The sequence below is a fragment of the Nonomuraea sp. NPDC048892 genome, assembly GCF_040649735.1.
GTDB classification, from domain to species: Bacteria; Actinomycetota; Actinomycetes; order Streptosporangiales; family Streptosporangiaceae; genus Nonomuraea; species Nonomuraea maheshkhaliensis.
Window position 1 is genome coordinate 47,953 of record NZ_JBEZFZ010000009.1, and the last position, 23,247, is coordinate 71,199.

Genomic DNA, 23,247 nt, shown 5'->3' on the forward strand with positions numbered 1-23,247 from the left:
GGCGGCCGGCGCGGGGGCCTGCGGTGCTTTCTCCCGGCTCAGGTGATCGCGTCGTGGGGCAGGACGGCGTGCACGCCCCACGTCTCGTTCGCCACCTGAGTGACGCGCAGGTCCACGACCGTGCTGGCCAGGGCCGTGGCGGTGCCCCTGTCCAGGTCGTACAGGTGCTGCATCCAGGTGAGCATCGCGGCGAGCGCCTCCATCATCGCCGCGTTGAGGTCGGCGTCGAACCCGAATGTGACCCGCCCGCCCGGCGTCACCGCGTGCGGGCCGGGCACGGGAGGGGCGGTGACGACGTCGAGCGTCACCTCCGTCGTCATCGGGCACTCGATCGCGGTGCCGCACACCTCACCGTCGCCCTGCGCGGCGTGCCCGTCGCCGAGGTGCAGCAGCGCGCCGGGCACGGTGACCGGCAGGAACAGCGTCGCCCCCGCGGTCAGCTCACGGCAGTCGATGTTGCCGCCGCCGGCCGCGCGCGGCGGGATCGTGGAGTGCGGTCCTGGCTCGGCGGGCGGCAGGCCGATCACGCCGAGGAACGGCGCGGTCCGTACGGTGTGGCCTCGGTCGCTGGTGGCGGTCCCGGCGTCGGCGTCGATCTCCCACAGCAGCCAGGACGGCTCCCCGGTGAGCCCGAGCGCCCGGTTCAGCGCGTTGTCCTTGGCGCCCGCGATGGTCCAGCCCCACTCCCCCGGCCTGACCGAGTCGATGCGGACGGCCAGCACGTCGCCCGGTGCCGCGCCGCGCACCTCGACGGGACCGGTGAGGCAGTGGCCGCGCCGGTCCGTGAACATGGTCGGCCGCCGCTCCCCCGGCGTGCGCTGGCGTTCGAGGTGGCCGGAGGCGTCGAGCGAGCCGACGACGACGGTGTCACCCGGGTCCACGCTGAGCGCGGGCGGCGTGTCGCGGTCGAACACGTCGATCGTGGTTCCCGACCCGGGATGCAGTTCGTGAATGGTCAAGCCGGCTCCTCGTTCTCGTGGGGGCCGACGACGATCTCCGGCGACGCGGCCCGCGACACACAGGCCACCATGGTCCCAAGCCGCTCTTCCGCGCTGGACACCGCGTCACGGTGATCCACCTCGCCGTCGAGGACCGCGAGCCGGCACGTACCGCAGCTGCCCGCCTCGCAGGACGATTCGACGCGCACGCCGTCACGGCGCAGCGCGGCCAGCAGCGACAGGTGCGCGGGCACGTGCACCCGGCGCCCGTCGGGAGCCCAGACGGCGGTGAACGGCAGCGACATCCCGGTGCCGGCGGCCGTGAACTCCTCCATGTGGATCCGGCTCGCCCGCCAGTGCGCGGTCAGCGTCCGCACGGCCCGCATGAGCGGAGCAGGCCCGCAGCAGTAGACGCGCACGTCGTCGTCCGGCACGGCGAGGTGGGGCCACAGGTCGAGCGGCCCGTGGTCGTCGCTGTGGTGCACGGTGTCCTCGGGGCCGCGGAACTCGTGCAGGAACGGGGTCTCCGCCGCCGACCGCGTCAGGTACAGCAGCCGTACGCCGGTGCGGCCCCCGGCGCGCAGCCGGCGCAGCATCGCCCTGATCGGCGTGATGCCGATGCCGCCGGCGATGAACAGGTAGCGGGGCGACGGTTCGAGCGGGAACCCGTTGGCCGGGGCGGAGACCACGAGTTCGCTCCCCGCCGTCACGTCGTGGTGCATGCTCGCGGACCCGCCCCGGCCGGCGTCGTCGCGGCGCACGCACACGACGTACTCCCTGGGCCGGGGGCCGCCCGGTTCGACCAGGCTGTAGCCGCGTCTGTGCCCGGCCGGGGTGGTCACCACGACATGTGCGCCCGGCTCGTACGCCGGCAGCACGCCTCCGTCCGGGTCCCGCAGGACGAAACGGCGCACGGTCGGCGTGAGGTCGATCGCCTCGCAGACCCGAAGGCGCAGCTCAGAGGACGAGCGCACTGTCCCGCTCCACGCGTCCGGCGGTGAGAACCTCCAGGTGCACGCCCATGTGCTGGTGCCCGTACGTTCTGTCGATCATGGTGACCACCGGCAGGTCGCGGCGGCCGGTGTCCGGATCGACCTCGGTCGCGGCGCAGCGCCTGGTCCGGTGCACGGCTCGGACGCGCACACCGCCCAAGGCGAACTCCCGGCCGATCAGCTCCAGCTCGGACCAGGCGGGCAGGCCGTCCACGAGGACGTTGGCCCGGAACCTGCGCGGATCGATCACGCTGCCCGTACGTGACTCCAGGTCGCGCACCGAGGCCAGGTTGACCAGCGAGATCCAGCCCATCGGCCCGTCCCCGGCCGCGGCCGCGTCGGTGAAGCGCCGGCCCGGCTCCCGCGCGAGCAGCGGCGTCACCCCGGCGGGCAGGTCGAGGACGCGGGCGAAGAAGCCCTCCGCGCCGTCGCGCCCCCGCTCGGTGCGCAGGTCGGCCCTGAGCACTTCGTGGCCGGCGACGCGGGCGGTGAGGACGTCGGTCGCGGTGTCGAGGTGGGTGCCGAGCCCGGCCAGGCGGTGGTCCGAGACCAGGGCGAAGAACTCCCGCTTCGACAGCCCCTCTTGGATTCCCGGCCGGTACGCGCCGTCCGGGCGGGCGAGGGCGTACCTCCGGTCGTACCGAAACCCTTCGCCCGGCCGCAGCTCGGCGCGCTCCAGCGGTTGCGCGCTGAGGCCCTTCACCGGGTAGACGAACAGCTCGCGCACCCGGCCCCGGGTCCCGGTCATGACCTGCTCCTCAGTCGGTGGTCGTCTCAGCGACGGCGCCGCCGCGCCGGCGCAGATGGCGGACGGCCTCGATGACGCCGGTGACCAGGAACGCGAGCGCGAGCCCGACGGCGATGGCGAGCAGCGTGTTGTCCTGGAAGATGACGCCGCCGAGATAGCCGGTGAGCACGGTGTAGGCGCTCCAGGTGGCGGTGGCGAACCCGACGAAGGCCATGTACGCGCCCAGCGGGTAACCGACAATCCCTGTGGACAAGGTGGCCAGATAGCGCCCGACCGGGATGAACCGGGTGGTCACCAGGACGAAGCCGCCACGGGCGTCGAGCTGCCGGGTGAACCAGTCGTGTGCCCGCCGCCGCTTGGTGCCGGGCGGCAGCCGTTTGAGCACGCGCGGCCCGAGCAGCCGGCCGACGACGTACGGGACCATGTCGCCGAGGAACGCGCCGAGCGTTGTGGCGGCGATGACGAGCAGGAGGTCGGTCTTGCCGGTGGCGGCGTAGACGCCGGCGACGACCACGACGGCCTCGCTCGGGATCAGCGGGAGGAAGGAGTCGAGGCAGGACACGGCGATGAGCACCGCGTACAGCCAGGGTGAGGTGATGAGCGATTCGGCGAGCTCCAGCCAGTCGATCATGGGGTGCCGCCTGTCGTCGTCGGGGGGTGCGGATGGATCGTCACGGGGAGTCCCTCCGGAAGGTCCGGTGCGTCGCACCGGCGGATCGTGTCGGTGCGTCAGGGGGAGGTGAGGCCGGGGAGCTGGTCGTCGCGCCATTCGGCGCTCGCCCCTGCGCCGTCGGCCAGCTCCCGCTCTCGGTTCCTGAGCTCGACGCGCCGGATCTTGCCGGAGATGGTCTTGGGCAGGTCGTAGAACTCGATCCGCCGGACCCGCTGGTAAGGGGCGAGGTGCTCACGGGCGTACCGCAGGATCGACAGCGCCGTCTCCCGCGTCGGCTCGTGACCGGGCGCCAGCGCGACGTACGCCTTGGGCACGGCCAGCCGGACCGGGTCCGGCGCGGGCACGACCGCGGTCTCGGCGACCGCCGGATGCTCGATGAGCACCGATTCGAGCTCGAACGGGCTGATCTTGTAGTCGCTCGCCTTGAACACGTCGTCGGTGCGGCCGATGTAGGTGATGTAGCCGTCGGCGTCGCGGGCGGCCACGTCACCGGTGTGGTAGTAGCCGCCGCTCATCGCGCCGGCGGCGCGGCCGGCGTCGTCCCGGTAGCCGGTCATGAGCGGCAGTGGCCGGGCCGACAGGTCGAGGCACAGCTCCCCTTCGCCCGCTCCCGTGACCAGGCCGCCGGCGACCGGGTCCACCAGGACGACCGGGACGCCGGGCAGCGGCCGTCCCATCGATCCGGCCCGGACCGCGGCGCCTGGAGGGTTGCCCACCTGGGCGGTGGTCTCGGTCTGGCCGAACCCGTCGCGCACGGTCAGGCCCCAGGCGCGGCGTACCCGTTCGATGACCTCGGGGTTGAGCGGCTCCCCCGCACTGATCACCTCGCGCAGCGCGGCCGGGCGCGCGCCGAGGTCGGCGTTGATCAGCATCCGCCAGACGGTCGGCGGGGCGCAGAACGAGCTGACCTCACGATCGCGCAGCTGCTCCAGCAGCGTCACCGGGTCGAAGCGGCGGTAGTCGCAGACGACGACGGTCGCCTCGGCGATCCACGGCGCGAAGAAGCTGGACCAGGCGTGCTTGGCCCAGCCGGGTGAGGAGAGGTTCAGGTGCACGTCGCCGGGGCGCAGGCCCAGCCAGTACATCGTGGACAGGTGGCCGACCGGGTAGGACACCTGGGTGTGCTCGACCAGCTTGGGCCGTGACGTGGTGCCGGAGGTGAAGTAGAGCAGCAGCGGGTCGTCCGGCGCGGTGCCCGGGTGCGCGACCCTCGTGTGCTCCAGCTCCGCGGCCGCCCGCAGGTCGGACCAGCCCTCGGCGGCGCCGGCGCTAATCCGCGTGTAGCCGCCGGGCACCCGGTCGAACGCGCCGGTGTGCGCGGCGTCGCAGATCACGTGCCGGACGCGGCCACGGGAGATCCGGTCCGTGAGGTCCTCGGGACCCATCGCGGTCGTGGTGGGCAGGATGACCGCGCCCAGCTTCATGACGGCCAGCATCGACTCCCACAGCTCGACCTGGTTGCCGAGCATCAGCAGGACCGGGTCGCCCTTGCGGACGCCGGCCGTGGCCAGCCAGGTCGCCAGGCGGTCGGAGGCGCGGGACATTTCGGCGAAGGTGCGTTCTGTCGCGGAGCCGTCCTCCCGTACGACGACGAGGGCCGGGCGGTCGTCGCCGCTCGCGACGGCGTCGAACCAGTCCACCGCCCAGTTGAACCGCGTCCCGAGCTCCGGCCAGCGGAACTCGGCCACGGCGCGGTCGTGCTCCTCGCGCAGGCGCAGCAGCTGGTCCCGGCTCTGCCGGTACGCGGCGGTCACGTTCACGGTGTGTCCTCCTCGGTACGGGTACGGGTACGGGTACGGGGCACGGCGTTCGGCGGGGTCGGGCGTGCCCGGGTCAGGTGTTCGGCGGGTCACGTGTTCGGCGGGTCAGGCGTTCGGCGGGTCAGCGGAGTGCGGAGCCGGGGGCGGGTTCCAGCCTGGTCATGGACTCGCTTCCGTCCGTCAGCTCGGCGACGGTCTCGGCCACGGCCGCGCACCGGGGATCACCGTGGACGGCCTCCAGGACGCGTTCGCGGTCGGCGGTGTCTTCGAAGCGGCGGATCCAGACGAACGCGTCCTCGTCGCCGATCACGGTGAACGCGCCTGCCACGCGCATCCCCAGCTCCTGGTGCAGCGGGATGACGACCTCGTCCATGTAGCTCGCCAGCTCGGCGCCACGGCCGGGGCGGGCGTGCTCGGTGCGGATCTCGTAGAACATCGGTGCTCATCCTTCGGGGCGGTCGTCGGAGCGGGGGGTGACACGGGCGGCGGCGAGCGCGTAGGCGTCGGGAGATCCCTCCCACGGGCCCGTGCGCACCACCGCCCAGTGGGTGATCAGCCAGCGTCCGCCGAGCTTGCGCAGCCTGAGCTGCCAGTAGCCGCGCATCGTGCAGTGGTCGACGACACCGGGGTCCGCGGGGACGTGGTGGTAGGCGACCATGTGCGTACGGCACTCCGCCTCGCCGTCCGAGAGCCGTACGACGAGGTTGGAGGCGGCGTGGTGGGTGCAGTCGAAGCCGTCCAGCGTCTTTCTGGCCAGCTCGACCAGGTCGGGGGCCGTCACGGTCGTCGGCGGCCGGCCGTGGTGGTGGGTCGACAGGTCCAGCAGCACCTCGTCGGCGAACAGCCGGCGCAGAGCCGTCCAGTCGCGGTCGTCCTGGGCGTGGGCGAGACCGGCGACGACGTCGGCCACGGCCGCCCGGTCGGCCAGCTCCTCCAGCGTGGTCATGGCCGTGCCTCCGCTTCCGCGATCTTCGTTGTGGGTTCCGAGTCCGCCCGTTCCAGGGCCGCGTGTTCTGGGTCCGGGCGTTCTGGCTCGGGGCGTTCCGGGCTGGGGCGTTCGATCAGGGGCAGGACCAGGCGGCTGGGATGGCGAGGGCCGTGGTGGACCCGGTTGACCGCCACGACCAGGTCGTCCGGGCCGTCGGTGGCGATCGTCGTGCCCGTGTTGGTGTTGCGGTCGTAGCGGGGGAAGTTGCTGCTGGAGACCTCCAGCAGGATGCGGTGCCCGGGCAGGAAGACGTTCGAGGTGACGCCCAGGTCGATGCTCAGCTCGTAAACGGTCCCCGGCTCCATCAGCGCGGGCTCGGTGAGCGACCCCCGGTAGCGGGCGCGCTGGATGCCCTCGCACAGCAGGATCGCCCTGCCGTCGGGGTGCACGTCCACGAGCTTGCCGGTGAAGTCGGTGTCCGGGGCGGAGGAGGAGACGTGCAGGACCAGGCTGACGTGGCCGGTGACCTCGACGGGACGATCCAGGACGGGGGTGGCGAAGCACAGCACGTCCTCGCGCGCCTCGGCCGCCGCCTGGTCGGCCGGTCCCGGGTAGGAGCCGGGTACGGCGGCCAGCACGGTGCCGCCCAGTGTCGGAACCGGGTGGCGCGGGTCGTACCGGAAGGTGTCGGCCGCCTCCGTCTCCGGGACGTCGTGCGTCAGGAGGCCGTCTCCGGCGGCGGTGTTGGCGCGACCGGCTCCGTCGAGGAGGAAGGGGGTGTGGCGGGTGCCGGGCAACGGCCAGTCCACCTCGTCACGCCACCGGTCGACGCCCATGACGAAGATGCGCACCCTGTGCGTGTCGTCGGAGGCGCCGGCGCCGCCGGCGCTGGCGGGGTTGGCGGCGCTGGCGGGGTTGGCGGGGTTGGCGTCGTCGGGGGTGTCCGTTCGGTCGCGGACCCAGCGGTCGAAGAAGCGCAGGTGTGCGCCCGTGACGTCGGCGGTCTTGATGCTCCCTTCGAGCCCGAACGACCGGTCCGGGAAGGTGCCGAGGTCCATGCCGTCGGCGTGGCACCAGGGGCCGATGACCATCCGCTGGCCGTCCCGGGCGTCCGCGCTGCCGCCGTGGCGGCGCACCATCGTGTACGACCGGACGGTCTCGCGGATGAACACGTCGTACCAGCCGCCCACGTGCAGCGCGGGGACGGTGATGTCGGCGCAGCGGTCGATCGCGGCGATCTCCTGCCAGAACGCGTCCCGTTCCGGATGCCCGAGCACCTGGCCGGCCCAGGGCAGGTGCCGGGTCAGCGCGGCACGGTCGGCGAGCGGCAGCGGGTCGTGCAGCAGCCCAGGATCGGACAACCCCGACATGAGCCTGCCGACATCGGCGACGTCATCGTGCCCGTGACCATCACCGTCGCCGTGACCCTGCCCGCCACCCTGCCCGCCATCTTGCCCGTCACCCTGCCCGTCACCCTGCCCGCCATGACCGTCGCCGGCACCGTGACCCGCATCGTCGCCGTGCCCGTCAGCGCCGCCGTCGCCTTTCTTGTCGGCGAGGGTGCGGCGCAGGTTGCGCAGGGCCGAGAGGGTGGCCCAGGTCAGGACGGCGTCCTGTGACAGCGCACCGCCCGGCGAATACCACGGCGCCGCGTACGGATCGGCGGAGCTCATCACGGGCGCGATGGCCCGCAGCGCCGGCGCCCCGAGCACGGCCGCCTCCCACTGCGCGAACCCCATGTACGACCCGCCCCACATCCCGACCGCCCCGTCGCACCACGGCTGCGCGGCCAGCCAGGCGAGCGTGTCGGCGCCGTCGCGGCCCTCGTTCGCGTGCGGCACGAAGATCCCCGGCGAGCGCGAGGTCCCCCGGACGTCCTGCGCCACCACCGCGTAACCGGCGGCCACGAAGGCGAACACGTCCGGCAGTTTCGGGTTGCCGTACAGTCCGGCGTCGTCCTTGCCGTAGGGGGTGCGGACCAGCAGCGCGGGAAACGGTCCCGGGCCCGCGGGCCGCCAGACGTTGGTGGCGAGGGCGATGCCATCACGCATCGGCACCGGCACGTCCACCTCGACGGTGAACGTCATGCCGTCTCCACCCGCTGGGGAGTGATCATCCAGTGGCTGAAGGCGGCGTAGTTCCGCGCGAAGTCCCGCGGCGTGGGCGCGTGCTCGACCGCCGCCGACAGTCGCGCGACGTGCGCGTACCTCGGGATCTGGGCGGCCTCGTAGGCGGCGAGCGCGGCGGGTACGTCGCAGCCGGGGCTGAGCAGGCGCCCGAGCAGGGCGGCGTCCTCGATGCCCAGTGTCGCGCCGGCGGTGATGTGCGGCGACATCGCGTGGGCCGAGTCGCCGGCCAGCACGACCCGCCCGGAGACCCAGTGCGGCAGCGGCGGCACGAGCATGATCTGGTTGTGCAGGATCACCTCGTCCGGCGTGGCGGCGATCAGCCGGCTCAGGGTCCCGTCGCGCCCGTCCTCCTCCAGGTGGGCGGCCCGTTCCAGGGCCTGCTGCTTCGGGGTGCCGGTCAGCGGGGGCGAGTTGAACTGGTTGACCAGCCAGTAGACGTTCCCGTCCTGGGTGCGCAGGTAGCCGCCCCGGCAGCCGTTGCCGCCCAGGATCAGCCGGTCGGCCGGCACGGGGATGCCGGCCGGGGCCGGGAAGACCGCGCGCCAGGCGTGATGGCCCTCGTGCTCGCGGGCCTCCGCGCCCGGCACGAGTTGCGCGCGTACCGCCGAGTACGCCCCGTCCGCCCCGACGAGCACGTCGCCCTTCTCCTCGCTGCCGTCGGACAGCCGGACCGTGACGTGGTCCGCGTGCTCGTCGTAGGCGTGAAACCCGGTGTCCAGGCGGATGTTGGCGCGCCCCACGGCCTCGGCGAGCAGGTCGTTCAGCTTCGCCCGGTGCACCAGCAGGTACCGATGGTCCTCGGCCCCGAACTCCGGGGTTTCGAGCAGCCGCCCGGCCGGGTCGTGGAAGTACATCTCGGCGGGTTTGCCGACGGCGCGTACCTCGTCGCCGATGCCGAGTTCGTCGAACACCGCCAGCGCGTTGGCCCACAGCCCCAGCCCGGCCCCCGCGGCGCGGATCTCCGGCGCCTGCTCACAGATCACCACCTCGATCCCGGCACGGCGCAGCGCGAGCCCGGTCGTCAAGCCCACGATCCCGCCACCGATCAGCACAGCCCGCATCACAGCCCCCTTGGTCGTTCTCGGCACACGTTCCTTGTCGCGCTGCCCACCGTAGGAACGGCTCCGGATTAGCACCAGTGCAACATCGGTATGGAGTCTTTTCGCGTGTGATAATCGGCGGATGGACCACGTCGATCTCAACCTGATCGAGGCGCTGGACGCGCTGCTCGCCGAGAACAGCGTGACGAAGGCGGCGGCGCGCCTGCACACGTCGGCGCCGGCGATGAGCCGGGCCCTGTCGCGGCTGCGCCGCGCCTTCGACGATCCGCTGCTCGTACGCGCCGGGCGCGATCTCGTGCCCACGCCCCGGGCCCTGGAGCTGCGCGGCGAGGCCCACGCGATCGCCACCCGGGCGCGGGCCCTGTTCGCGCCTTCGACAGCGGCCGATCCGCGTACGGCGGTGCGCGTGTTCGACATCCAGGTCACCGACATGTTGTCCACGACGTTCATCCCGGCCCTCATCGACGACCTGCGCGTCGAGGCGCCGGGCATCTCGCTGCGGCTGCGGCCGGAGAACCTGGAGGACACCCCGGCCCTGCGCGAAGGGCTGGTCGATCTGGAGATCGGGATGATCCGCCCCGGCGATCCCGAGATCCGCATGGCGACGCTGGTCACGGAGGAGCTGGTCGGCGCGGTGCGGCCGGGCCACCCGCTGGCGGAGGCGGCGGCCGTCACGCCCGAGGGGTTCGCCGCGGCCGATCACATCGTGGTGTCGCGGCGCGGGCGGGCGCACGGCCCGATCGACGAGCAGTTGGCCGGCCTGGACCTGCGCCGGCGGGTGGTCGCCGTGGTGCCGACGTTCGCGGGGGCGCTGTTCCTGGCCCGCGAGACCGACGTCGTCTGCGTGGCTCCGGGCCGGCTGGGGCGGCCGATGCTGGACACGCTCGGGCTGCGTACGTTCCCGATCCCGTTGACGTTGCCCGCCGTGACGATCGGCATGGCGTGGCATCCCCGCAACCACCACGACCGCACGCATCAGCTGCTCCGCGAGCGCATCCGCCACATCATGGCCGCCGTGGCCGGCCTGGAGTGAAGCCACGGATTGCGTCTCGGTAAATCATTCGTTCCATCAGTTGCATTTGCCGTTATTTAGCCGGGTGCCTAGCGTCTCGGGCATGCATCTCACCGTTCTCGCGGCCTCGGGCCGTACCGGACTCGCCCTCACCCGGCAGGCGCTGCGGCGCGGCCACACCGTCACGGCCATCGCCCGCGACCCCGCGCGCATCGCGCTGCCCGACACGCCCGGCCTGACCAAGGTGGCCGGTGACGTGCACGATCCGGCGAGCATCGCCGCGATCGTCGGCGGCGACTCCGTCGTCCTGTCCGCGCTCGGCACCGAGCGGGCGGGCGTCCTGCTCGCCGGCGCCAAGGCGGTCCTCGCGGCCGGGCCGCGGCGGGTCATCTGGCTCGGCGCCTACGGCACGGGCGACTCCGCCGGCGTGGCGGGACCGGGCGCGGGCGTCCTCGTGCGGTTGCTGGGCGACCGGCTCGCGGACAAGGTCGCGGCCGACGGCGCCGTGCTCGCCGCTGGGGGCACGGTCTTCCACGCAGGGGTGCTCGGCGACGGGCCGGAGGATCCGGGCAGGCGCACGGTCGGGCTGGACGCCGCGCCACCGTTCGACCTCGGCGCGAAGGTCAGCCGCGAGAGCGTCGCGGCGGCCATGCTGGACGAGGCCGAGTCGCCCCGCTTCCCCGGCGCCGTGGCCCTGCCGCTGCCCGCTTAGACGATCTCCGCCAGGCAGGCCCGTACCTGGTCGCGCAGCCAGGCGTGGGCGGGGTCGGAGTCGTAGCGCTGGTGCCAGTTACAGCTGATCACCGCCGCCGGGAACTCGACCGGCAGCGGCCGGACGACCAGCCCGAACGCCTCGACGTACGGGCGGCTGAGCCGCTCCGTGCAGGTGACCAGCACCTCGCTCCCGCGCGCCATGAGCAGGGCCACGGGCAGGCTCGCCACGGCCGCCACCACCCGGCGGCGCAGGCCCTGGGCGGTCAGCACGTCGTCGATCGGCGCGGTGAGACGGCCCCGCCGCGAGACCACCACGTGCGGTCGCGCCGCGTACGCGCGCACGTCGAGGCCGCCGGCGCACGGGTGGTCAGGGCGCATCGCCACGACGAGCGGATCGTGCCCGAGCGGCTGCGACCTGAACTCGGGCTGATCGGGCCGGCCGCCGCCGAGTTCCAGGTCGACGCGCCCGTGCCGCAGGTCGTCGGTGTCGGCGGAGTGCTCGCCCAGGACCCGGAGCCGTACGGCGGGGGCCTGCTCCTGGATCCTGGCGACCAGCGCGGGCACGAGCGTGGCGGCGAGCGCGTCGTGGCACCGGATCGTGAACGTGCGTTCCAGCGTGGCCAGGTCGGGGCGGCGGGCCGGCGCGAGCACGTCGTGCGCCTGCCCGACCAGCCGGTGCACGTCCTCCCTGATCGCCAGCGCGTACGGGGTGGGGGTCATGGTGTGGCCGGTACGGACGAGAATGTCGTCGCCGGTGACCTTACGCAGCCGGCCGAGGGCACGGCTGACCGCGGGCGACGACAATCCCAGCCGCTCGGCCGCCCCCATCACGCTGCCCTCTTCGAGCAGGGCGTCGAGCACGGTGAGCAGGTTCAGGTCCACGTGCATGCCGGTGATTCTCCTCGTCCGTGCCTTCGTCGCACCGCGGTCGCACCCGCCGGCGGAGCGCCGTCAGCGGATCACCAGCACCAGCCTGCCCCGTACGTGACCATGCTCGCTGACATGACGGGCCCGGGCGATCTCGGCGAGCGGGAAGGTCCGCTCCACGGGGAGCCAGAACCGCCCGCTTGCAATGAGTTCGCCCACCTCGGCCAGCGAGTGGAAGGCGTGCCCGTCGACGAACCCGTTGCTGAAGTGCACGCCGTGCTCCTTGGCGCCGTCGAGCGCGGCGTCGACGCCGCCGGGGGCCAGGGCTCGGTCGCCCACGGCCACGGCGGTCACGCCCGCGCCGACCTCGTCGACGACCCCGGCGACGTCGCGGCCGGTCGTCTGGGGCAGCTCCGCGCCGAACGTCAGCGTGCCCGCGCGCAGCTTGACGTCCGTCGCGCTGATCCCGGCCGCGTGCACCACGATCCGGACCTGGCCGGGGCCTGGATGCGGGTCGGGAAGGTCCACGATCTCCAGGACCTCCGGCCCTCCGTACCGGCTGAACTGTGCTGCCTTCATGATGCTCCTTCTCCTGTACGCATGCCGGACGCGCATGCCGACGCACGGTCCGTCTTATGGAGTGAGGCCGCCGAAGAGCAGGCCGAGGGTGAAGTCGAACCGCGCGTGGCCCTCGCCTGAGGTCAGCTCCTCCGCGTGCGCGACCGTGATCGGGAAGCGGTCCGGCGGCAGCATGCCCAAGCGCTCGACGACCTCGGCCCTGGTCGCGGCCTGTTCGCCGGCGTCCTCCTCGGGATAGCGCCGCAGCGACACGGCGCTGTAGGCGCCGACGTAGAGGAACGCCGCGTCCGCCGCCCACGCGGCGCTCCGCAACGACGCCCCTCCGGCCAGCAGGATCGCCAGCATCCCCTCGTTGAGCCGGAGCGTGTGCAGGCTGTGCGGGGCGGCGGCGAGCGCGGCGCGCGAGATTCCCGGGTAGCGGAGATACTGGTCGCGCAGCTGCCCGCACACGTCAATGGCCTGCTCGGTCCACCGCGCGGGATCCGGCCGGGGCAGCGTCACCCGTGAGCACAGCTCGCCGATCATCAGGTCGTCGAGTTCCGCCTTGTCACGCACGTGCACGTACAGCGCTCCGGGGCTGGCCTTCAGCGCGGCGGCGATCCGGCGCATCGTCAGCTCGTCGAACCCTTCCGCCTCGACCAGCTCCAGCGCGGCGGCCACGATCCGGCCGGCCGTGAGGGGTTCCCTGCGGGGACGTGACGCACCGGGCGTCTCGGTCAGCGCCGCGACCTGTGCCGCCCACTCGTCACGGGAGACGATGCCGCGCGACGTGCTCTTCTTGGCCATGACCCAACGATAGCACCGAATGAACACCGTTCATATAAAGAATAGTAGTCATTCGATGAACATCGTTCATCGACAGTGGCGCTCCCAGGAGCGAGGGCCGGGTTCAGGAGTCGCCGAGGAGGTCGACCGTGAGGCCGAGGTCGCGTCGTTCGGCTTCGCGGTAGGCCAGCAGGCTGAGGGCGAGGTCCTGCCAGGGCAGGCCCACCGGACCGTACACCGTGACCTGATCGGGGTCGGTGCGGCCCGGGTGGTCGCCGCGCAGGATCTCGCCGAGGGTGGCGTGCGCCGCCTCCGCCGGCAGGTCCGCCGCGGCGAGGACGCCCATGGCGGCGGCGAGCGGCCGATCATCTACGGCGAGTACGTCGGCGGCCCGCAGCATGGACGGCGCCAGTTCCTGCTTGCCCGGTTCGTCCACGCCGAGTGTGGTCAGGTGCCGGCCGGGGCGGACGTCGGAGAGGGTCAGCAGCGGGGTACGGGACCAGGTGGCGAGCACCACGATGGAGGCGTGGGCGGCGACCTCGGCCGCCGAGCCCGCGAGCCGGCCGCCATGACGGTCGCGGAAGGCGACGGCCCGCTCCGGGGACACGTCATGAATGATCAGGTCGCTGACGAGACGCAGCCGCCGCAGTCCGGTCACCACCAGGTCCGCCTGAGCCCCCGCACCGACCACACCCACGACATCGCCCACGCCGTCGCCCGAGACCTGCCCCGCGACCTCGCCCGAGCCGTCGCCCGCGAGATCGCTTCCCCGGGCGGCCAGGGCGTCGGTGCCGAGGGCTGCGGCCAGGCCGGTGCGCCACGCCGTGATGGTGGCGCTGTCGAGCAGCGCCAGGAGCTCGCCGTCCTGGCCGTCGTGCAGGCAGATGACCCCGCGCAGCGCCGGGCGGGCCGCCGGGAACTTGGCGTTGACCTTCACCGTGTACGCGTCGATCCCGGGCAGCAGACCGGGGATCAGCGCGGTGGCCGTACCGGGGAACGGTAGCTCCGTCCGGATCCTCTGCCCGGGAAACCCTGCGTCACCGTCTTGAACGAAACCGTCGCGCAGGGCCGCGAGACAGGCGTCAGGATCGAGCAGGGTGAGCAGGTCGCCACGGGTGAGGATTCTGGTCATGGCGGTCATGATGACAGGCGCGGCACACCCGGGAGCCCCCGCCCCCGCACAGGTCAGGCGCGCAGTTTGACCACGTAACGGTAGCGGTCGCCGCGGGCCGCCGAGCGGGTGTACTCCACCGGCCGCCCCGCCCGGTCGTACGTCCACCGCCTGATGACGATGAGCGGGCTGCCGACCGGGACGCCGAGCACGCCCGCCTCCCGCTCGTCGGCGGCCTCGGCGTGGATGCTCTCGGTGGCCTCCGCGACCCGGGTGTCGAGGTCCTCGGCGAGGGAGGCGTAGAGCGACTGGCGCTCCGCCAGCACCTCGGGGTCGATGCGGGAGCCGATCCGGTCGGGGAGCCAGGAGTCGAGCAGCGCGAACGGGGAGCCGGAGCCCGTGCGCACCCTGCGGACCAGCCACACGACCTCGGAGGGGAGGAAGCCGAGGATCTCCAGCGGCGGGGCGGGGTCGCGGCGGATCTCGACCCCGGTGATGCCCGGCTCAAGCCCGAGGTCGCGCAGCAGCGTGGTGAAGCTGCGCAGGCTGCCGAGCGAGTGGCTGATGCCGATCTCCACGTTGACGTAGCTGCCCGAGCCGCGGCGCCGGGTGATGAGGTTGGCCGCGGCCAGGCGGTCGAGCGCCACTCTGACGGTGTTCCTGCTGACGCCGTACTCGTCGGTGAGCGCCTCCTCCGACGGCAGCCGCTCGCCTGGTTTGTACCGGCCGTCCAGGATCTGCGTGCGCAGAGAATCGGCGACGATCTCGTGCGCGTGGCGCTTGGTCATCCGGGCATCTCCCTCGCTCACACAAAGCCGGCGCAGACCGAAGTATCAGTAACAGTCGACCAACACAACTTATACCAACAGAAATCAGATTAGTACCTACAACTCTTGACATTGTTAGGTACTGATTTCTAGCCTGGGGCCCACAGGCGGCACGGGGCGCGCCTTCGTGACCAGTCAGTCGTCTCGTGAGGATGCGATATGCGAAAGATCAGAGCCGGGATCGTGGCCACCCTGTCGGCGTTCGCGCTGGCGGCCTGCTCGACGGTGGGCGGTTCGGCCAGCCCGAGCGCCGCGCCGGACGGCGGCGGTGGTGGCGAAGGGGGCAAGAAGGTCGCCTTCGTCTCCCAGGTGGAGGGAGTCCCCTACTTCTCCGCCTTCAAGCAGGGCGCCACGGAGACGGCGAGCTCGCTCGGCATGTCGTACACCCAGGCCGGCCCGGCCACGGCGGACGCGACCGAGCAGGTCCGCATCTTCAACAGCCTGGTCCAGCAGGGCTACGCCGCCATCGCGGTCTCCCCGCTCGACCCGCGCTCCATGAACCCCGCCATCGCGGCGGCGCGCAAGAAGGGCATCGTGGTCATCACCTCCGACGCCGACGCGCCCGACAGCGAACGCCAGGTCTTCGTGCAGCAGGCCACCGACGCCGCTCTCGGCGCGACCGTCATGGACCAGATCGCCGAGAAGATGGGCGGCCAGGGCAAGTACGGCATCGTCTCCGGCGCGGCCGACACGCAGACGTTCAACAGCTGGGTGGCCGAGGCGCGCAAGCGGCAGGAGGCGGCGTACCCGAAGATGCAGCTCGTGGGCGGAGTTCGCTACACCACCGACACCGCGCAGGCGCTCAAGGAGGCACAAGACCTCATGACCGCCAACCCCGACCTCAAGGGGCTCATCGCGGTGCCCTCGACGGCCGTGCCCGGCGTGGCGCAGGCCGTCCAGAACGCCGGCAAGGCCGGGCAGATCGCCGTCTCCGGTTTCGGTTCGCCGAAGACCGCGCGCACGTACGTCGACTCGGGCGCGATGACCTCCACGGTGCTGTGGGACGTGCCGCAGCTCGGCATCCTGACCGTCTGGGCGATGAAGCAGCTCCTGGACGGCAAGGAGTTCACCGCGGACAACACCGTGCCGGGGCTCAAGCAGCCGGTGAAGTACGACGCCGGCCACAAGACCCTGGTGCTGGGCCCGCCAATGGTCTTCACCAAGTCGAACATCGCGCAGTTCGACTACTAGGAGCGACGTGCGCACGATCCTCTCGGTGACCGGGCTCTCCAAGAGCTTCGGAGCCACCGCCGCGCTCACCGATGTCGGCTTCACGCTGGCGGCCGGTGAGCGGCTGGCCCTGCTCGGCGAGAACGGCGCCGGCAAGTCCACCCTGATCAAGCTGATCGCCGGCGTGCACCGGCCGGACGCCGGCGAGATGACGCTCGACGGCGAACCGCACCGGCCCGCCTCGCCCGGCGACGCGCTGGCCGCCGGCGTCAGCGTCGTCTACCAGGAGCCGTCGTTCTTCCCGCGCCTGTCGGTGCTGGAGAACCTCTTCGTCGGCCGGGAGCCGCGCGACCGCCTGACCCAGGTCGACTGGGGCGAGATGCGCAGGCGCGGCGTGGAGCTCTTCGGGCGGCTCGGCCTGCCCGTGGAACTGCTGAACCGGCGGATGGACTCGCTCAGCCTGGCCGAGCAGCAGCTCGCCCTGATCACCAGGGCCGTGGACGTGGACGCCAAGGTGCTGATCCTGGACGAGCCCACCTCGATCCTGACCGACGCCGAGGCCCGCCGGCTCTTCCGTGTGGTCCAGCGCCTGTCGGAGGCGGGCGTGGCCATCCTCTACATCACCCACCGCTTCGAGGAGCTGGAACACGTCGCGGACCGGTTCCTCGTGCTGAAGGACGGGCGCCTGGCCGGCGACCTGCCCGCGGCGGCGGCCGACCACGACCGGATCCTGGAGATGATGTCCGGCCGTCCGGTCAACGCCACGATCAGCCGGACGGTCGCCGACCCGGGCCCCGTGGTGCTGGAGGCCGACGGGATCACGGTGCCGGGCTCGCTGTCCGGCGTCGGGCTGACCGTGCGCGAGAGCGAGGTCGTCGGCCTGTACGGCCTGGTCGGCGCCGGGCGTACGGAGCTGGCCCTGACCGTCTTCGGCATGCTGCACCCCACGGCCGGGTCGATGCGGGTGCGGGGCGAGCCGTACGCGCCGAAGAGCCCGCGCGACGCCATGGCGCGCGGGATCGCCTACCTGCCCGAGGACAGGAAGACGCTGGGGCTCTTCCCCGGAATGGACACGATGAGCAACCTGACGGCCGTGCTGCTGCCCGCCCTGCTGGGGCGCTTCGGCGTCATCCGGCGGGCCAAGGAACGCGAGCTCGCCTCCACGTGGGTGCGCTCGCTGCGGATCAAGGCCCCGACGCTCGACTTCCCCGTCACCGGCCTGTCCGGCGGGCACCAGCAGAAGGTGCTCTTCGCCCGGCAGCTCGTCACCGGCCCGGAGATCCTCATCCTGGACGAGCCGACCCGCGGCATCGACGTGGCCACCAAGACCGACATCCAGCAGCGGCTGGTGGAGGTCGCCCGCGAGGGCACGGCGGTGCTGGTCATCTCCAGCGACCTGCCGGAGCTGCTGGCCGTGTCCGACCGCGTCTACGTCATGCGCGAGGGCCGGATGGCCGCCGAGCTGCACGGCGACGACCTGACCGAGGACGCCGTGCTGCGTGCCACGATGGGGGTGAGCCGGTGAGCACCACCGCCCTGTCCCCCGTGACGGCGCCGTCGGCGCGCGGGCTGACCCTGCTGCGCGACGCCCTGCTGCCGATCCTCCTCGTGGCCGAGGTGATCTTCTTCGGTCTGGCCGCCCCCGACTTCCTGTCCGCCTCCAACCTCGCCAACGTGGTGATCAACTCGGCCGACCTGGCTCTGCTCGCGGCCGGGATGACGCTGGTCGTGCTGCTGGCCGGGATCGACGTGTCGGTCGGCCCGATGCTGGGCGTGGTCGCCTGGGTCGGCGCCTCGCTGTTCGTGGCCGGCCTGCCACCGCTGCTCGTGGTGCTCGCCTCGGTGCTGCTCGGCGGGCTGCTCGGCGCGGTCAACGCCGGGCTGATCGTCGGCGGGCGGATCTCCCCCATCATCGCCACGCTGGGCACCGCCGCCATCTTCAAAACCGTGCTGTTCGTCCTGTGGAACAGCACCGACGTGTTCGCCGGGCCCGTCGTGCCGGTGCTCGGGCCCGCGCGGGCGGGCGGCGTGCCCCTGGTGGGCGTGGTCGTCCTGGTGGTGTTCGGGATCTTCGCGTACGTCCTGCGTCATCGCGTGTTCGGCCGGCGGCTGTTCGCCATCGGCAACGACGCCGAGGGCGCGCGGCTGCTGGGCGTGCCCGTCGGCCGTACCTCGTTCGCTGCGTACGTGCTGGTGGGAGCCCTCGTCGGCATCGCGGCCCTGATCTACGTGGGCCGGGTCGGCGTGGTGCAGGCCACCGCCGGGCAGGAGCTGACCCTGCCCGCCATCGCCGCCGTGGTCGTCGGCGGCACCAGCATCCTGGGCGGCGAGGGCGGCGTGCTGCGCACCCTCGGCGGCCTGGTCTTCATCGCCTTGCTACAGAACGGGGTCGTCCTCATGGGCGTGCCCCCGCTGTGGAACGGGGTGCTGGTCGGCCTGGCCGTCGCCCTCGCGGTGGCCTTCGACGTCCTGACCAGACGCACCCTCGACAAGCGGATCGGAGCGCGTAAATGACAACGACAGCCGTGGCCAGGCGCTCGCTGCGCGACCGGCTGAGCGACCGCCGGACGTTCCTCGCGGTGCTCGTCGTCGCGCTCGGCGCCCTGATGAGCGTGCTGTCGCCGTACTTCCTCCAGGTGAGCAACCTCCTGGCGATGACGCAGTACGGCGCGGTCATCGGCCTGCTGGCCCTCGGCCAGGCGTTCGTCATCCTGGGCGGCAGGGGCGGCATCGACCTGTCCGTGGGGTCGGTGCTGAGCCTGTCGGGCATCGTCATGGGGCTGCTCGCGCAGGACCTCGGTCTCAGCCCGTGGCTGGCCGCGCTGGTCACCGTCGCCGGCGGCGGCCTGCTCGGCTCGGTGAACGGCTTCATGATCGCCCGGCTCGGCCTGCCGCCGCTCATCGTCACGCTGAGCACGCTCTTCCTGTACGGGGCCCTCGCGCAGGTGCTGACCGGCGGCGGCCAGCTCGGCGGGTTCGACGGGGGCGGCTTCCCCGCGCTCGGGCAGAGCGCGATCCTCGGCGTCCCCACCCAGGTGCTCCTGGTCCTGGCGCCGATGTACGCCGTGGCCATCTGGGCGCAGAACCGCACGGCGTTCGGCCGCCGCCTGCACCAGGCCGGCACCAGCGACCGGGCCGCGGGCCTGGCCGGGATCGACGTGCAGCGGCTGCGGTTCCGGCTCTACGTGCTGTCGGGCGCGCTGGCCGCGCTCGGCGCCGTGGTGACCAACGCGTGGCTGCTCACCGCCAGGCCCAGCGCGGGCACCGGGATGGAGCTGCAGGCGATCACCATCGCGGTGCTCGGCGGCATCGACATCTTCGGCGGCCGGGGGCATCTCAGCGGGGTCCTGCTGGCGCTCGCCGTCGTGGTCGTCCTGTCGTGGGGGCTGCAGCTGGCGCAGGTCGGCAACTCGGTGCAGACCGGCATCCTCGGCCTGGTGCTCGTCGGCGCGGCCCTGCTGAACAACCTGATCGGCAGGAAGGCCGCCGGATGACACCCCAGAACGACCAGCCCTCGGACGACCGGGCCTCGGACGACCGGGCCTCGGACGACCGGCCCGTGGATGGCCAGTCCCCGGGCTACCGGGCCGTGGATGACCAGTCGCCGGGCGACCGGCCCGTGGACGTCCTGGCCGTCGGTGACGCCAGCGTCGACTACTTCGTGCACGTGCCGCACATCGCGGTGGCCGACGACAAGGCGATCGGCCGGCTGGCCGGCGTGCACGGCGGCGGCATGAGCGCCAACCTGGCCGCCGCCGCGAGCTTCGCCGGGGCCCGCGCGGCGCTGGCCACGGCGGTGGGCGCGGACGACCTCGGCCGCCAGGCCCTCGACCGCCTCGCGGCCCAGGGCGTGGACGTCTCCCCCAGCGTCCGCGTACCCGGCGGGCACACCTGGTTCTGCGTGATCCAGCTCGACCCCAGCGGCGAGAAGTCCCTCGTCGGCGCGGTGACCGAGGTGAAGATCCCGGAGGTCGGCCAGATCTCCGACGAGCTGCTCCGCACGGCGCGGCTGGTCGCGCCGCTGGCCGACGACCTCGACTGGGCCATCGGCCTGGCCGGGCGGGCCAGGGCGGGTGGCGCGAAGGTGGCCGTGGACCTGGAGCCCGACGCGGTCGCCGGCCGGCTCGATCAGGTGCGGGAGCTGGCCCGGCTCAGCGACCTCGTCTTCTGCAACCAGCGCGCCGCCGACGTGCTGGCCGGCGGCGACCCCGAGCGCTGCGCCGCGCTGCTGCTCGCGGCCGGCGCCGGCGCCGTCGTGGTGACCAGGGGGCGTGACGGCGCCCTCTGCTTCGCCCCCGGGCAGAGCTGGTCGGCGCGCGGGCCGCGGGTCGAGGTCGTGGACACCACCGGCGCGGGCGACACGCTGGCCGGGGCGTTCACCGGGTCCTGGATCCGCGGGCGCTCCCTCGCCGACAGCCTGCGCGCTGGGGTCGCCGCGGCCTCGCTCTGCGTCGGCCATCTCGGCTCACGCGCCTATCTCGATGCCGGGACCGGCATCGACTCCCTCATGCGGAACGTCACCCTCGACGCCGCTCCTCCCCTGCAAGGATTCTGATGATCACTCTTCTGGACCGCATCCACGGCAGCCTGGCCGCCGCCTGCATCGCCGACGCCCTCGGTGCCCCCACCGAGGAACGCTCCATCCCGGAGATCAGGCGGCTGTTCGGCCGGCGGGTGGAGAGCTTCCACGCGCCGCTGCCCGACGCGCCGTACGCGGTCGGGCGCGGGCCGGCCCAGATCACCGACGACTCCAGCCAGATGCTGCTGCTGGCCGAGGCGTTCATCGCGCACGACGGGGAGGTCACCCCCGAGGTCATGGCGGACCTGCTCATCGGCTGGTCCGGCAACCCCGACTATTTCCCCCACTTCGCCGGACCCACCACGCGCCGGGCGATCGAGCGGCTCAAGGCCGGCGAGGACCCCTGGGAGGTCGGCCGGTCGGGCCGCATCATGAGCGAGGGCGCCAGCAACGGCGGGGCCATGCGGGTCGCCCCCGCCGGTCTGGTGCACCCCGGTGACATCGAGGGCGCCGTGCGTGCCGCGCACCTGACGTGCGTGCCCAGCCACCACACGAACATCGGCGTCGCCGGGGCCGCGGCCATCGCCGCCGCCACCGCCGCGGCGTGCGTGGACGGCGCCGACCTGTTCCAGGTCGTCCGGGCCGCGCGGCACGGCGCGGAGCTCGGCGAGCGGCTGGGCTCCGAGCAGGGCCGGCACGTCCCGGGGCCGTCGGTGGCCGAGCGGATCGACCTCGCGGTCACGCTCGCCGTGCAGTCGCGCGACCTGGACGACGCCATCGAACGGATCGCGGCCGTGATCGGCACCGGGTTGCCCGCGGCCGAGGCGTGCCCGGCCGCCATCGGCCTGCTCGTGGCGGCCGGCGGCGACCCGTTCCAGACCGCGGTCGCGGCGGCCACCGCCGGCGGCGACTCCGACACGGTGGGCTGCATGGCGGCGGCCGTCGCCGGCGCGCTCAACGGCGTCGCCGCCCTGCCTGCCGAATCCGTCGCCCGGGTCGAGCAGGCCAACAAGCTCGACCTGGCCGGCGTGGCGGCCCGCCTGACGGCGGTCGCCCGCCCGGTGCCCGCGGGCCTGGTCAGCCCGTCCTGAGCTGGTCGAGGAGCGGGGTGCGGATGTCGCAGTTGGCGAGTGCGAACGAGTCGGCGAGCGCGATCAGGTCGTCGTCGCCGAGCCCCCGGAACAGCTCGGCGTACTCGTACGCCAGCGGTTGCGCGACCGCGATGTTGAGGATGAGCGTCCTGACCCAGTCGAAGCGGCCCCACGGATAGGGGTCGAAGCCGGGGACCTCGCGCGCGATCAACTCCTGGAACGGCTCGGTCACCTCCGCGACGCCCCGGCCGTCGCTGCCCCACTGGTCGGCGCCCAGGCGGTTCTTCTTCGCCACGAAGTCCCCGAACCGGGTCAGGTACGCGGAGTCCGGCCGGACCATGACCACGCCCTGCCGGCCGAGGTCCTTGTACATCCAGATCGACCACCCTGCCCCGTCCTGGCGGTAGATGTCGAGCTGGTCGTCGAGGAGTCGCCGGCGCATGGCGTCGATCCGCTCGTCACCGGTGTAGATGGGGCCGAACTCCCCCACCCAGACCGGCGTCCCGGTCCGGCGGCAGTACGCGGTGCGTTCGGCGTACTTGGCCGCCAGCGCCGCCTTGTCGTAGTGCCTGCCGTCGGTGAGCCCCGGGTAGTCACCGCCGCGCCCCAGGCCGGGGGCGGCGTAGTCGTGGCAGGCGTAGACGGTGTTCTCCCAGGGCTCGGCGAAGACGTCGAACTCGGTCGAGTACGTGTTGCCGTCGAGGAACAGGATGTGCCGCTCGTCGATCTTCCTGATGGCCTCGACCAGACGCCGGTAGAAGGGCCCGACCACGGCCCGCGACTCGTCCGCCGGCTCGTTGATCGGGTTGTACCCGGCCACCCACGGGTTGTCCTTGTAGTGGTCGGCGATGCGCTCCCACATCGCCACCACGCGGTCCTGGAAGTGCGGATGCTCCCAGAACGCGGCCCGGTGCGTGGGGTTGTCGGAGTGCCAGTGGTGGTTCTGCCCGCCCGGCAGCGCGTGCAGGTCGATGACCGAGTAGACGCCGTGCCGCGCGCACGCCTCGACGGCCCGGTCGAGGTGCCGGAACCCGTCCTCCTTGAACACGAACGGCGCGCTGTCGTCCTCGAAGTGGTGGTAGTTGACCGGGATCCTGACGCAGTTCAGTCCGGCGCCGGCCAGCAGTTCCGCGTCGGCGTCGGCGAAGAACGCGGTCAGCAGCCGGTCGAAGAAGAGCTCGTAACGCTCGTCGCCGAGCACGGCCCGGACGGTGGCGCGCATCAGCGACTCGTTGCCGGAGTAGCCGGTGATGAAGTTCTCCATGTTGAGCCAGCCGCCCACGGCGACGCCGCGCAGCCGTACGGTGGCGCCGCTCTCGTCGACGAACCGGCGGCCCTCGGTGCGAAGAAACGTCATGCCCTC

The 23,247-nt window shown here is 72.7% G+C and carries 23 protein-coding genes; 8 read left to right on the top strand and 15 right to left on the bottom strand.

Annotated elements, in window-relative coordinates:
- Positions 1–38: 38 nt before the first annotated feature.
- From AB0C28_RS28525 to AB0C28_RS28565, 9 genes are all read right to left on the bottom strand, one after another.
- A complete protein-coding gene (locus tag AB0C28_RS28525; RefSeq protein ID WP_357835382.1) occupies positions 39–959 on the bottom strand; it encodes an acetamidase/formamidase family protein in 921 nt (306 codons plus the stop codon).
- Positions 956–1,912 (bottom strand): PDR/VanB family oxidoreductase, encoded by a 957-nt coding sequence (locus AB0C28_RS28530; protein WP_358078697.1) that lies wholly within the window; start codon positions 1,910–1,912, stop codon positions 956–958. The genes AB0C28_RS28525 and AB0C28_RS28530 overlap by 4 nt, the downstream gene beginning before the upstream one ends.
- On the bottom strand, positions 1,896–2,678 hold the full coding sequence (locus tag AB0C28_RS28535; RefSeq protein WP_358078700.1) for an MOSC N-terminal beta barrel domain-containing protein: 783 nt from the start codon (positions 2,676–2,678) through the stop codon (positions 1,896–1,898). The genes AB0C28_RS28530 and AB0C28_RS28535 overlap by 17 nt, the downstream gene beginning before the upstream one ends.
- Positions 2,679–2,688: 10 nt before the next feature.
- Positions 2,689–3,309 (bottom strand): DedA family protein, encoded by a 621-nt coding sequence (locus tag AB0C28_RS28540; protein ID WP_358078703.1) that lies wholly within the window; start codon positions 3,307–3,309, stop codon positions 2,689–2,691.
- 98 nt (positions 3,310–3,407) lie between these two features.
- Positions 3,408–5,111, bottom strand: a complete 1,704-nt coding sequence (locus AB0C28_RS28545; protein ID WP_358078706.1) for an AMP-binding protein — start codon at positions 5,109–5,111, stop codon at positions 3,408–3,410.
- A gap of 121 nt (positions 5,112–5,232) precedes the next feature.
- Positions 5,233–5,547, bottom strand: a complete 315-nt coding sequence (locus AB0C28_RS28550; protein WP_357835397.1) for an NIPSNAP family protein — start codon at positions 5,545–5,547, stop codon at positions 5,233–5,235.
- 6 nt (positions 5,548–5,553) lie between these two features.
- A complete protein-coding gene (locus AB0C28_RS28555; RefSeq protein WP_357835400.1) occupies positions 5,554–6,057 on the bottom strand; it encodes a nuclear transport factor 2 family protein in 504 nt (167 codons plus the stop codon).
- A complete protein-coding gene (locus tag AB0C28_RS28560) occupies positions 6,054–8,126 on the bottom strand; it encodes a CocE/NonD family hydrolase (RefSeq protein ID WP_358078709.1) in 2,073 nt (690 codons plus the stop codon). Before AB0C28_RS28560 ends, AB0C28_RS28555 begins: the two co-directional genes overlap by 4 nt.
- On the bottom strand, positions 8,123–9,229 hold the full coding sequence (locus AB0C28_RS28565) for an FAD-dependent monooxygenase (RefSeq protein WP_357835406.1): 1,107 nt from the start codon (positions 9,227–9,229) through the stop codon (positions 8,123–8,125). The genes AB0C28_RS28560 and AB0C28_RS28565 overlap by 4 nt, the downstream gene beginning before the upstream one ends.
- A 121-nt stretch (positions 9,230–9,350) precedes the next feature.
- Between AB0C28_RS28565 and AB0C28_RS28570 the strand changes: the two genes are divergently transcribed.
- The gene (locus AB0C28_RS28570; protein WP_357835409.1) at positions 9,351–10,262 is read left to right on the top strand and encodes a LysR family transcriptional regulator; all 912 of its coding nucleotides are present in this window, start codon (positions 9,351–9,353) and stop codon (positions 10,260–10,262) included.
- A gap of 82 nt (positions 10,263–10,344) precedes the next feature.
- Entirely contained in the window at positions 10,345–10,953 is a 609-nt protein-coding gene (locus AB0C28_RS28575; RefSeq protein ID WP_358078712.1) for an NAD(P)H-binding protein, read from the top strand.
- Here AB0C28_RS28575 and AB0C28_RS28580 read toward each other — a convergent pair.
- From AB0C28_RS28580 to AB0C28_RS28600, 5 genes are all read right to left on the bottom strand, one after another.
- Complete coding sequence (locus AB0C28_RS28580) at positions 10,950–11,843, bottom strand: LysR family transcriptional regulator (RefSeq protein WP_358078715.1); 894 nt, start codon at positions 11,841–11,843, stop codon at positions 10,950–10,952. The two genes, AB0C28_RS28575 and AB0C28_RS28580, sit on opposite strands and share 4 nt — an antisense overlap.
- A gap of 63 nt (positions 11,844–11,906) precedes the next feature.
- On the bottom strand, positions 11,907–12,401 hold the full coding sequence (locus AB0C28_RS28585) for a zinc-binding dehydrogenase (RefSeq protein WP_357835418.1): 495 nt from the start codon (positions 12,399–12,401) through the stop codon (positions 11,907–11,909).
- A gap of 54 nt (positions 12,402–12,455) precedes the next feature.
- Positions 12,456–13,187, bottom strand: coding sequence for a TetR/AcrR family transcriptional regulator (locus tag AB0C28_RS28590; protein ID WP_358078717.1), 732 nt, complete (start codon positions 13,185–13,187; stop codon positions 12,456–12,458).
- A gap of 103 nt (positions 13,188–13,290) precedes the next feature.
- Complete coding sequence (locus AB0C28_RS28595; RefSeq protein ID WP_358078720.1) at positions 13,291–14,298, bottom strand: ornithine cyclodeaminase family protein; 1,008 nt, start codon at positions 14,296–14,298, stop codon at positions 13,291–13,293.
- A 53-nt stretch (positions 14,299–14,351) separates the two neighbouring features.
- Positions 14,352–15,065 (bottom strand): GntR family transcriptional regulator, encoded by a 714-nt coding sequence (locus tag AB0C28_RS28600; RefSeq protein WP_358078723.1) that lies wholly within the window; start codon positions 15,063–15,065, stop codon positions 14,352–14,354.
- Positions 15,066–15,263: 198 nt separating this feature from the next.
- On the opposite strand from AB0C28_RS28600, the gene AB0C28_RS28605 reads away from it, so the two are divergent.
- The 6 genes from AB0C28_RS28605 to AB0C28_RS28630 are packed head-to-tail and all read left to right on the top strand — an operon-like array spanning position 15,264 to position 21,884.
- A complete protein-coding gene (locus tag AB0C28_RS28605) occupies positions 15,264–16,295 on the top strand; it encodes an autoinducer 2 ABC transporter substrate-binding protein (protein ID WP_358078726.1) in 1,032 nt (343 codons plus the stop codon).
- 7 nt (positions 16,296–16,302) lie between these two features.
- The gene (locus tag AB0C28_RS28610) at positions 16,303–17,799 is read left to right on the top strand and encodes a sugar ABC transporter ATP-binding protein (protein WP_358078729.1); all 1,497 of its coding nucleotides are present in this window, start codon (positions 16,303–16,305) and stop codon (positions 17,797–17,799) included.
- Positions 17,796–18,788 carry an ABC transporter permease gene (locus tag AB0C28_RS28615; protein WP_357835433.1) on the top strand — a complete coding sequence of 331 codons (993 nt, stop codon included), beginning with the start codon at positions 17,796–17,798 and terminating at the stop codon, positions 18,786–18,788. Before AB0C28_RS28610 ends, AB0C28_RS28615 begins: the two co-directional genes overlap by 4 nt.
- A complete protein-coding gene (locus AB0C28_RS28620; protein ID WP_346106659.1) occupies positions 18,785–19,768 on the top strand; it encodes an ABC transporter permease in 984 nt (327 codons plus the stop codon). The genes AB0C28_RS28615 and AB0C28_RS28620 overlap by 4 nt, the downstream gene beginning before the upstream one ends.
- Complete coding sequence (locus AB0C28_RS28625) at positions 19,765–20,829, top strand: carbohydrate kinase family protein (RefSeq protein WP_358078732.1); 1,065 nt, start codon at positions 19,765–19,767, stop codon at positions 20,827–20,829. The genes AB0C28_RS28620 and AB0C28_RS28625 overlap by 4 nt, the downstream gene beginning before the upstream one ends.
- Complete coding sequence (locus AB0C28_RS28630; RefSeq protein ID WP_358078735.1) at positions 20,829–21,884, top strand: ADP-ribosylglycohydrolase family protein; 1,056 nt, start codon at positions 20,829–20,831, stop codon at positions 21,882–21,884. The genes AB0C28_RS28625 and AB0C28_RS28630 overlap by 1 nt, the downstream gene beginning before the upstream one ends.
- Here the strand turns inward: AB0C28_RS28630 and AB0C28_RS28635 are convergent.
- Positions 21,871–23,241: a cellulase family glycosylhydrolase gene (locus AB0C28_RS28635; protein WP_357835443.1), complete on the bottom strand. Its 1,371-nt coding sequence runs from the start codon at positions 23,239–23,241 to the stop codon at positions 21,871–21,873. The two genes, AB0C28_RS28630 and AB0C28_RS28635, sit on opposite strands and share 14 nt — an antisense overlap.
- Between the last annotated feature and the right edge of the window lie 6 nt (positions 23,242–23,247).

Excerpts from the sequence above, each read along its gene's own strand:
- AB0C28_RS28535 (WP_358078700.1), bottom strand. The coding sequence starts at position 2,678 with ATGACCGGGACCCGGGGCCGGGTGCGCGAGCTGTTCGTCTACCCGGTG.
- AB0C28_RS28540 (WP_358078703.1), bottom strand. The coding sequence starts at position 3,309 with ATGATCGACTGGCTGGAGCTCGCCGAATCGCTCATCACCTCACCCTGG.
- AB0C28_RS28550 (WP_357835397.1), bottom strand. The coding sequence starts at position 5,547 with ATGTTCTACGAGATCCGCACCGAGCACGCCCGCCCCGGCCGTGGCGCC.
- AB0C28_RS28555 (WP_357835400.1), bottom strand. The coding sequence starts at position 6,057 with ATGACCACGCTGGAGGAGCTGGCCGACCGGGCGGCCGTGGCCGACGTC.
- AB0C28_RS28560 (WP_358078709.1), bottom strand. The coding sequence starts at position 8,126 with ATGACGTTCACCGTCGAGGTGGACGTGCCGGTGCCGATGCGTGATGGC.
- AB0C28_RS28565 (WP_357835406.1), bottom strand. The coding sequence starts at position 9,229 with ATGCGGGCTGTGCTGATCGGTGGCGGGATCGTGGGCTTGACGACCGGG.
- AB0C28_RS28570 (WP_357835409.1), top strand. The coding sequence starts at position 9,351 with ATGGACCACGTCGATCTCAACCTGATCGAGGCGCTGGACGCGCTGCTC.
- AB0C28_RS28575 (WP_358078712.1), top strand. The coding sequence starts at position 10,345 with ATGCATCTCACCGTTCTCGCGGCCTCGGGCCGTACCGGACTCGCCCTC.
- AB0C28_RS28580 (WP_358078715.1), bottom strand. The coding sequence starts at position 11,843 with ATGCACGTGGACCTGAACCTGCTCACCGTGCTCGACGCCCTGCTCGAA.
- AB0C28_RS28585 (WP_357835418.1), bottom strand. The coding sequence starts at position 12,401 with ATGAAGGCAGCACAGTTCAGCCGGTACGGAGGGCCGGAGGTCCTGGAG.
- AB0C28_RS28590 (WP_358078717.1), bottom strand. The coding sequence starts at position 13,187 with ATGGCCAAGAAGAGCACGTCGCGCGGCATCGTCTCCCGTGACGAGTGG.
- AB0C28_RS28595 (WP_358078720.1), bottom strand. The coding sequence starts at position 14,298 with ATGACCAGAATCCTCACCCGTGGCGACCTGCTCACCCTGCTCGATCCT.
- AB0C28_RS28600 (WP_358078723.1), bottom strand. The coding sequence starts at position 15,065 with ATGACCAAGCGCCACGCGCACGAGATCGTCGCCGATTCTCTGCGCACG.
- AB0C28_RS28605 (WP_358078726.1), top strand. The coding sequence starts at position 15,264 with ATGCGAAAGATCAGAGCCGGGATCGTGGCCACCCTGTCGGCGTTCGCG.
- AB0C28_RS28620 (WP_346106659.1), top strand. The coding sequence starts at position 18,785 with ATGACAACGACAGCCGTGGCCAGGCGCTCGCTGCGCGACCGGCTGAGC.
- AB0C28_RS28625 (WP_358078732.1), top strand. The coding sequence starts at position 19,765 with ATGACACCCCAGAACGACCAGCCCTCGGACGACCGGGCCTCGGACGAC.
- AB0C28_RS28630 (WP_358078735.1), top strand. The coding sequence starts at position 20,829 with ATGATCACTCTTCTGGACCGCATCCACGGCAGCCTGGCCGCCGCCTGC.
- AB0C28_RS28635 (WP_357835443.1), bottom strand. The coding sequence starts at position 23,241 with ATGACGTTTCTTCGCACCGAGGGCCGCCGGTTCGTCGACGAGAGCGGC.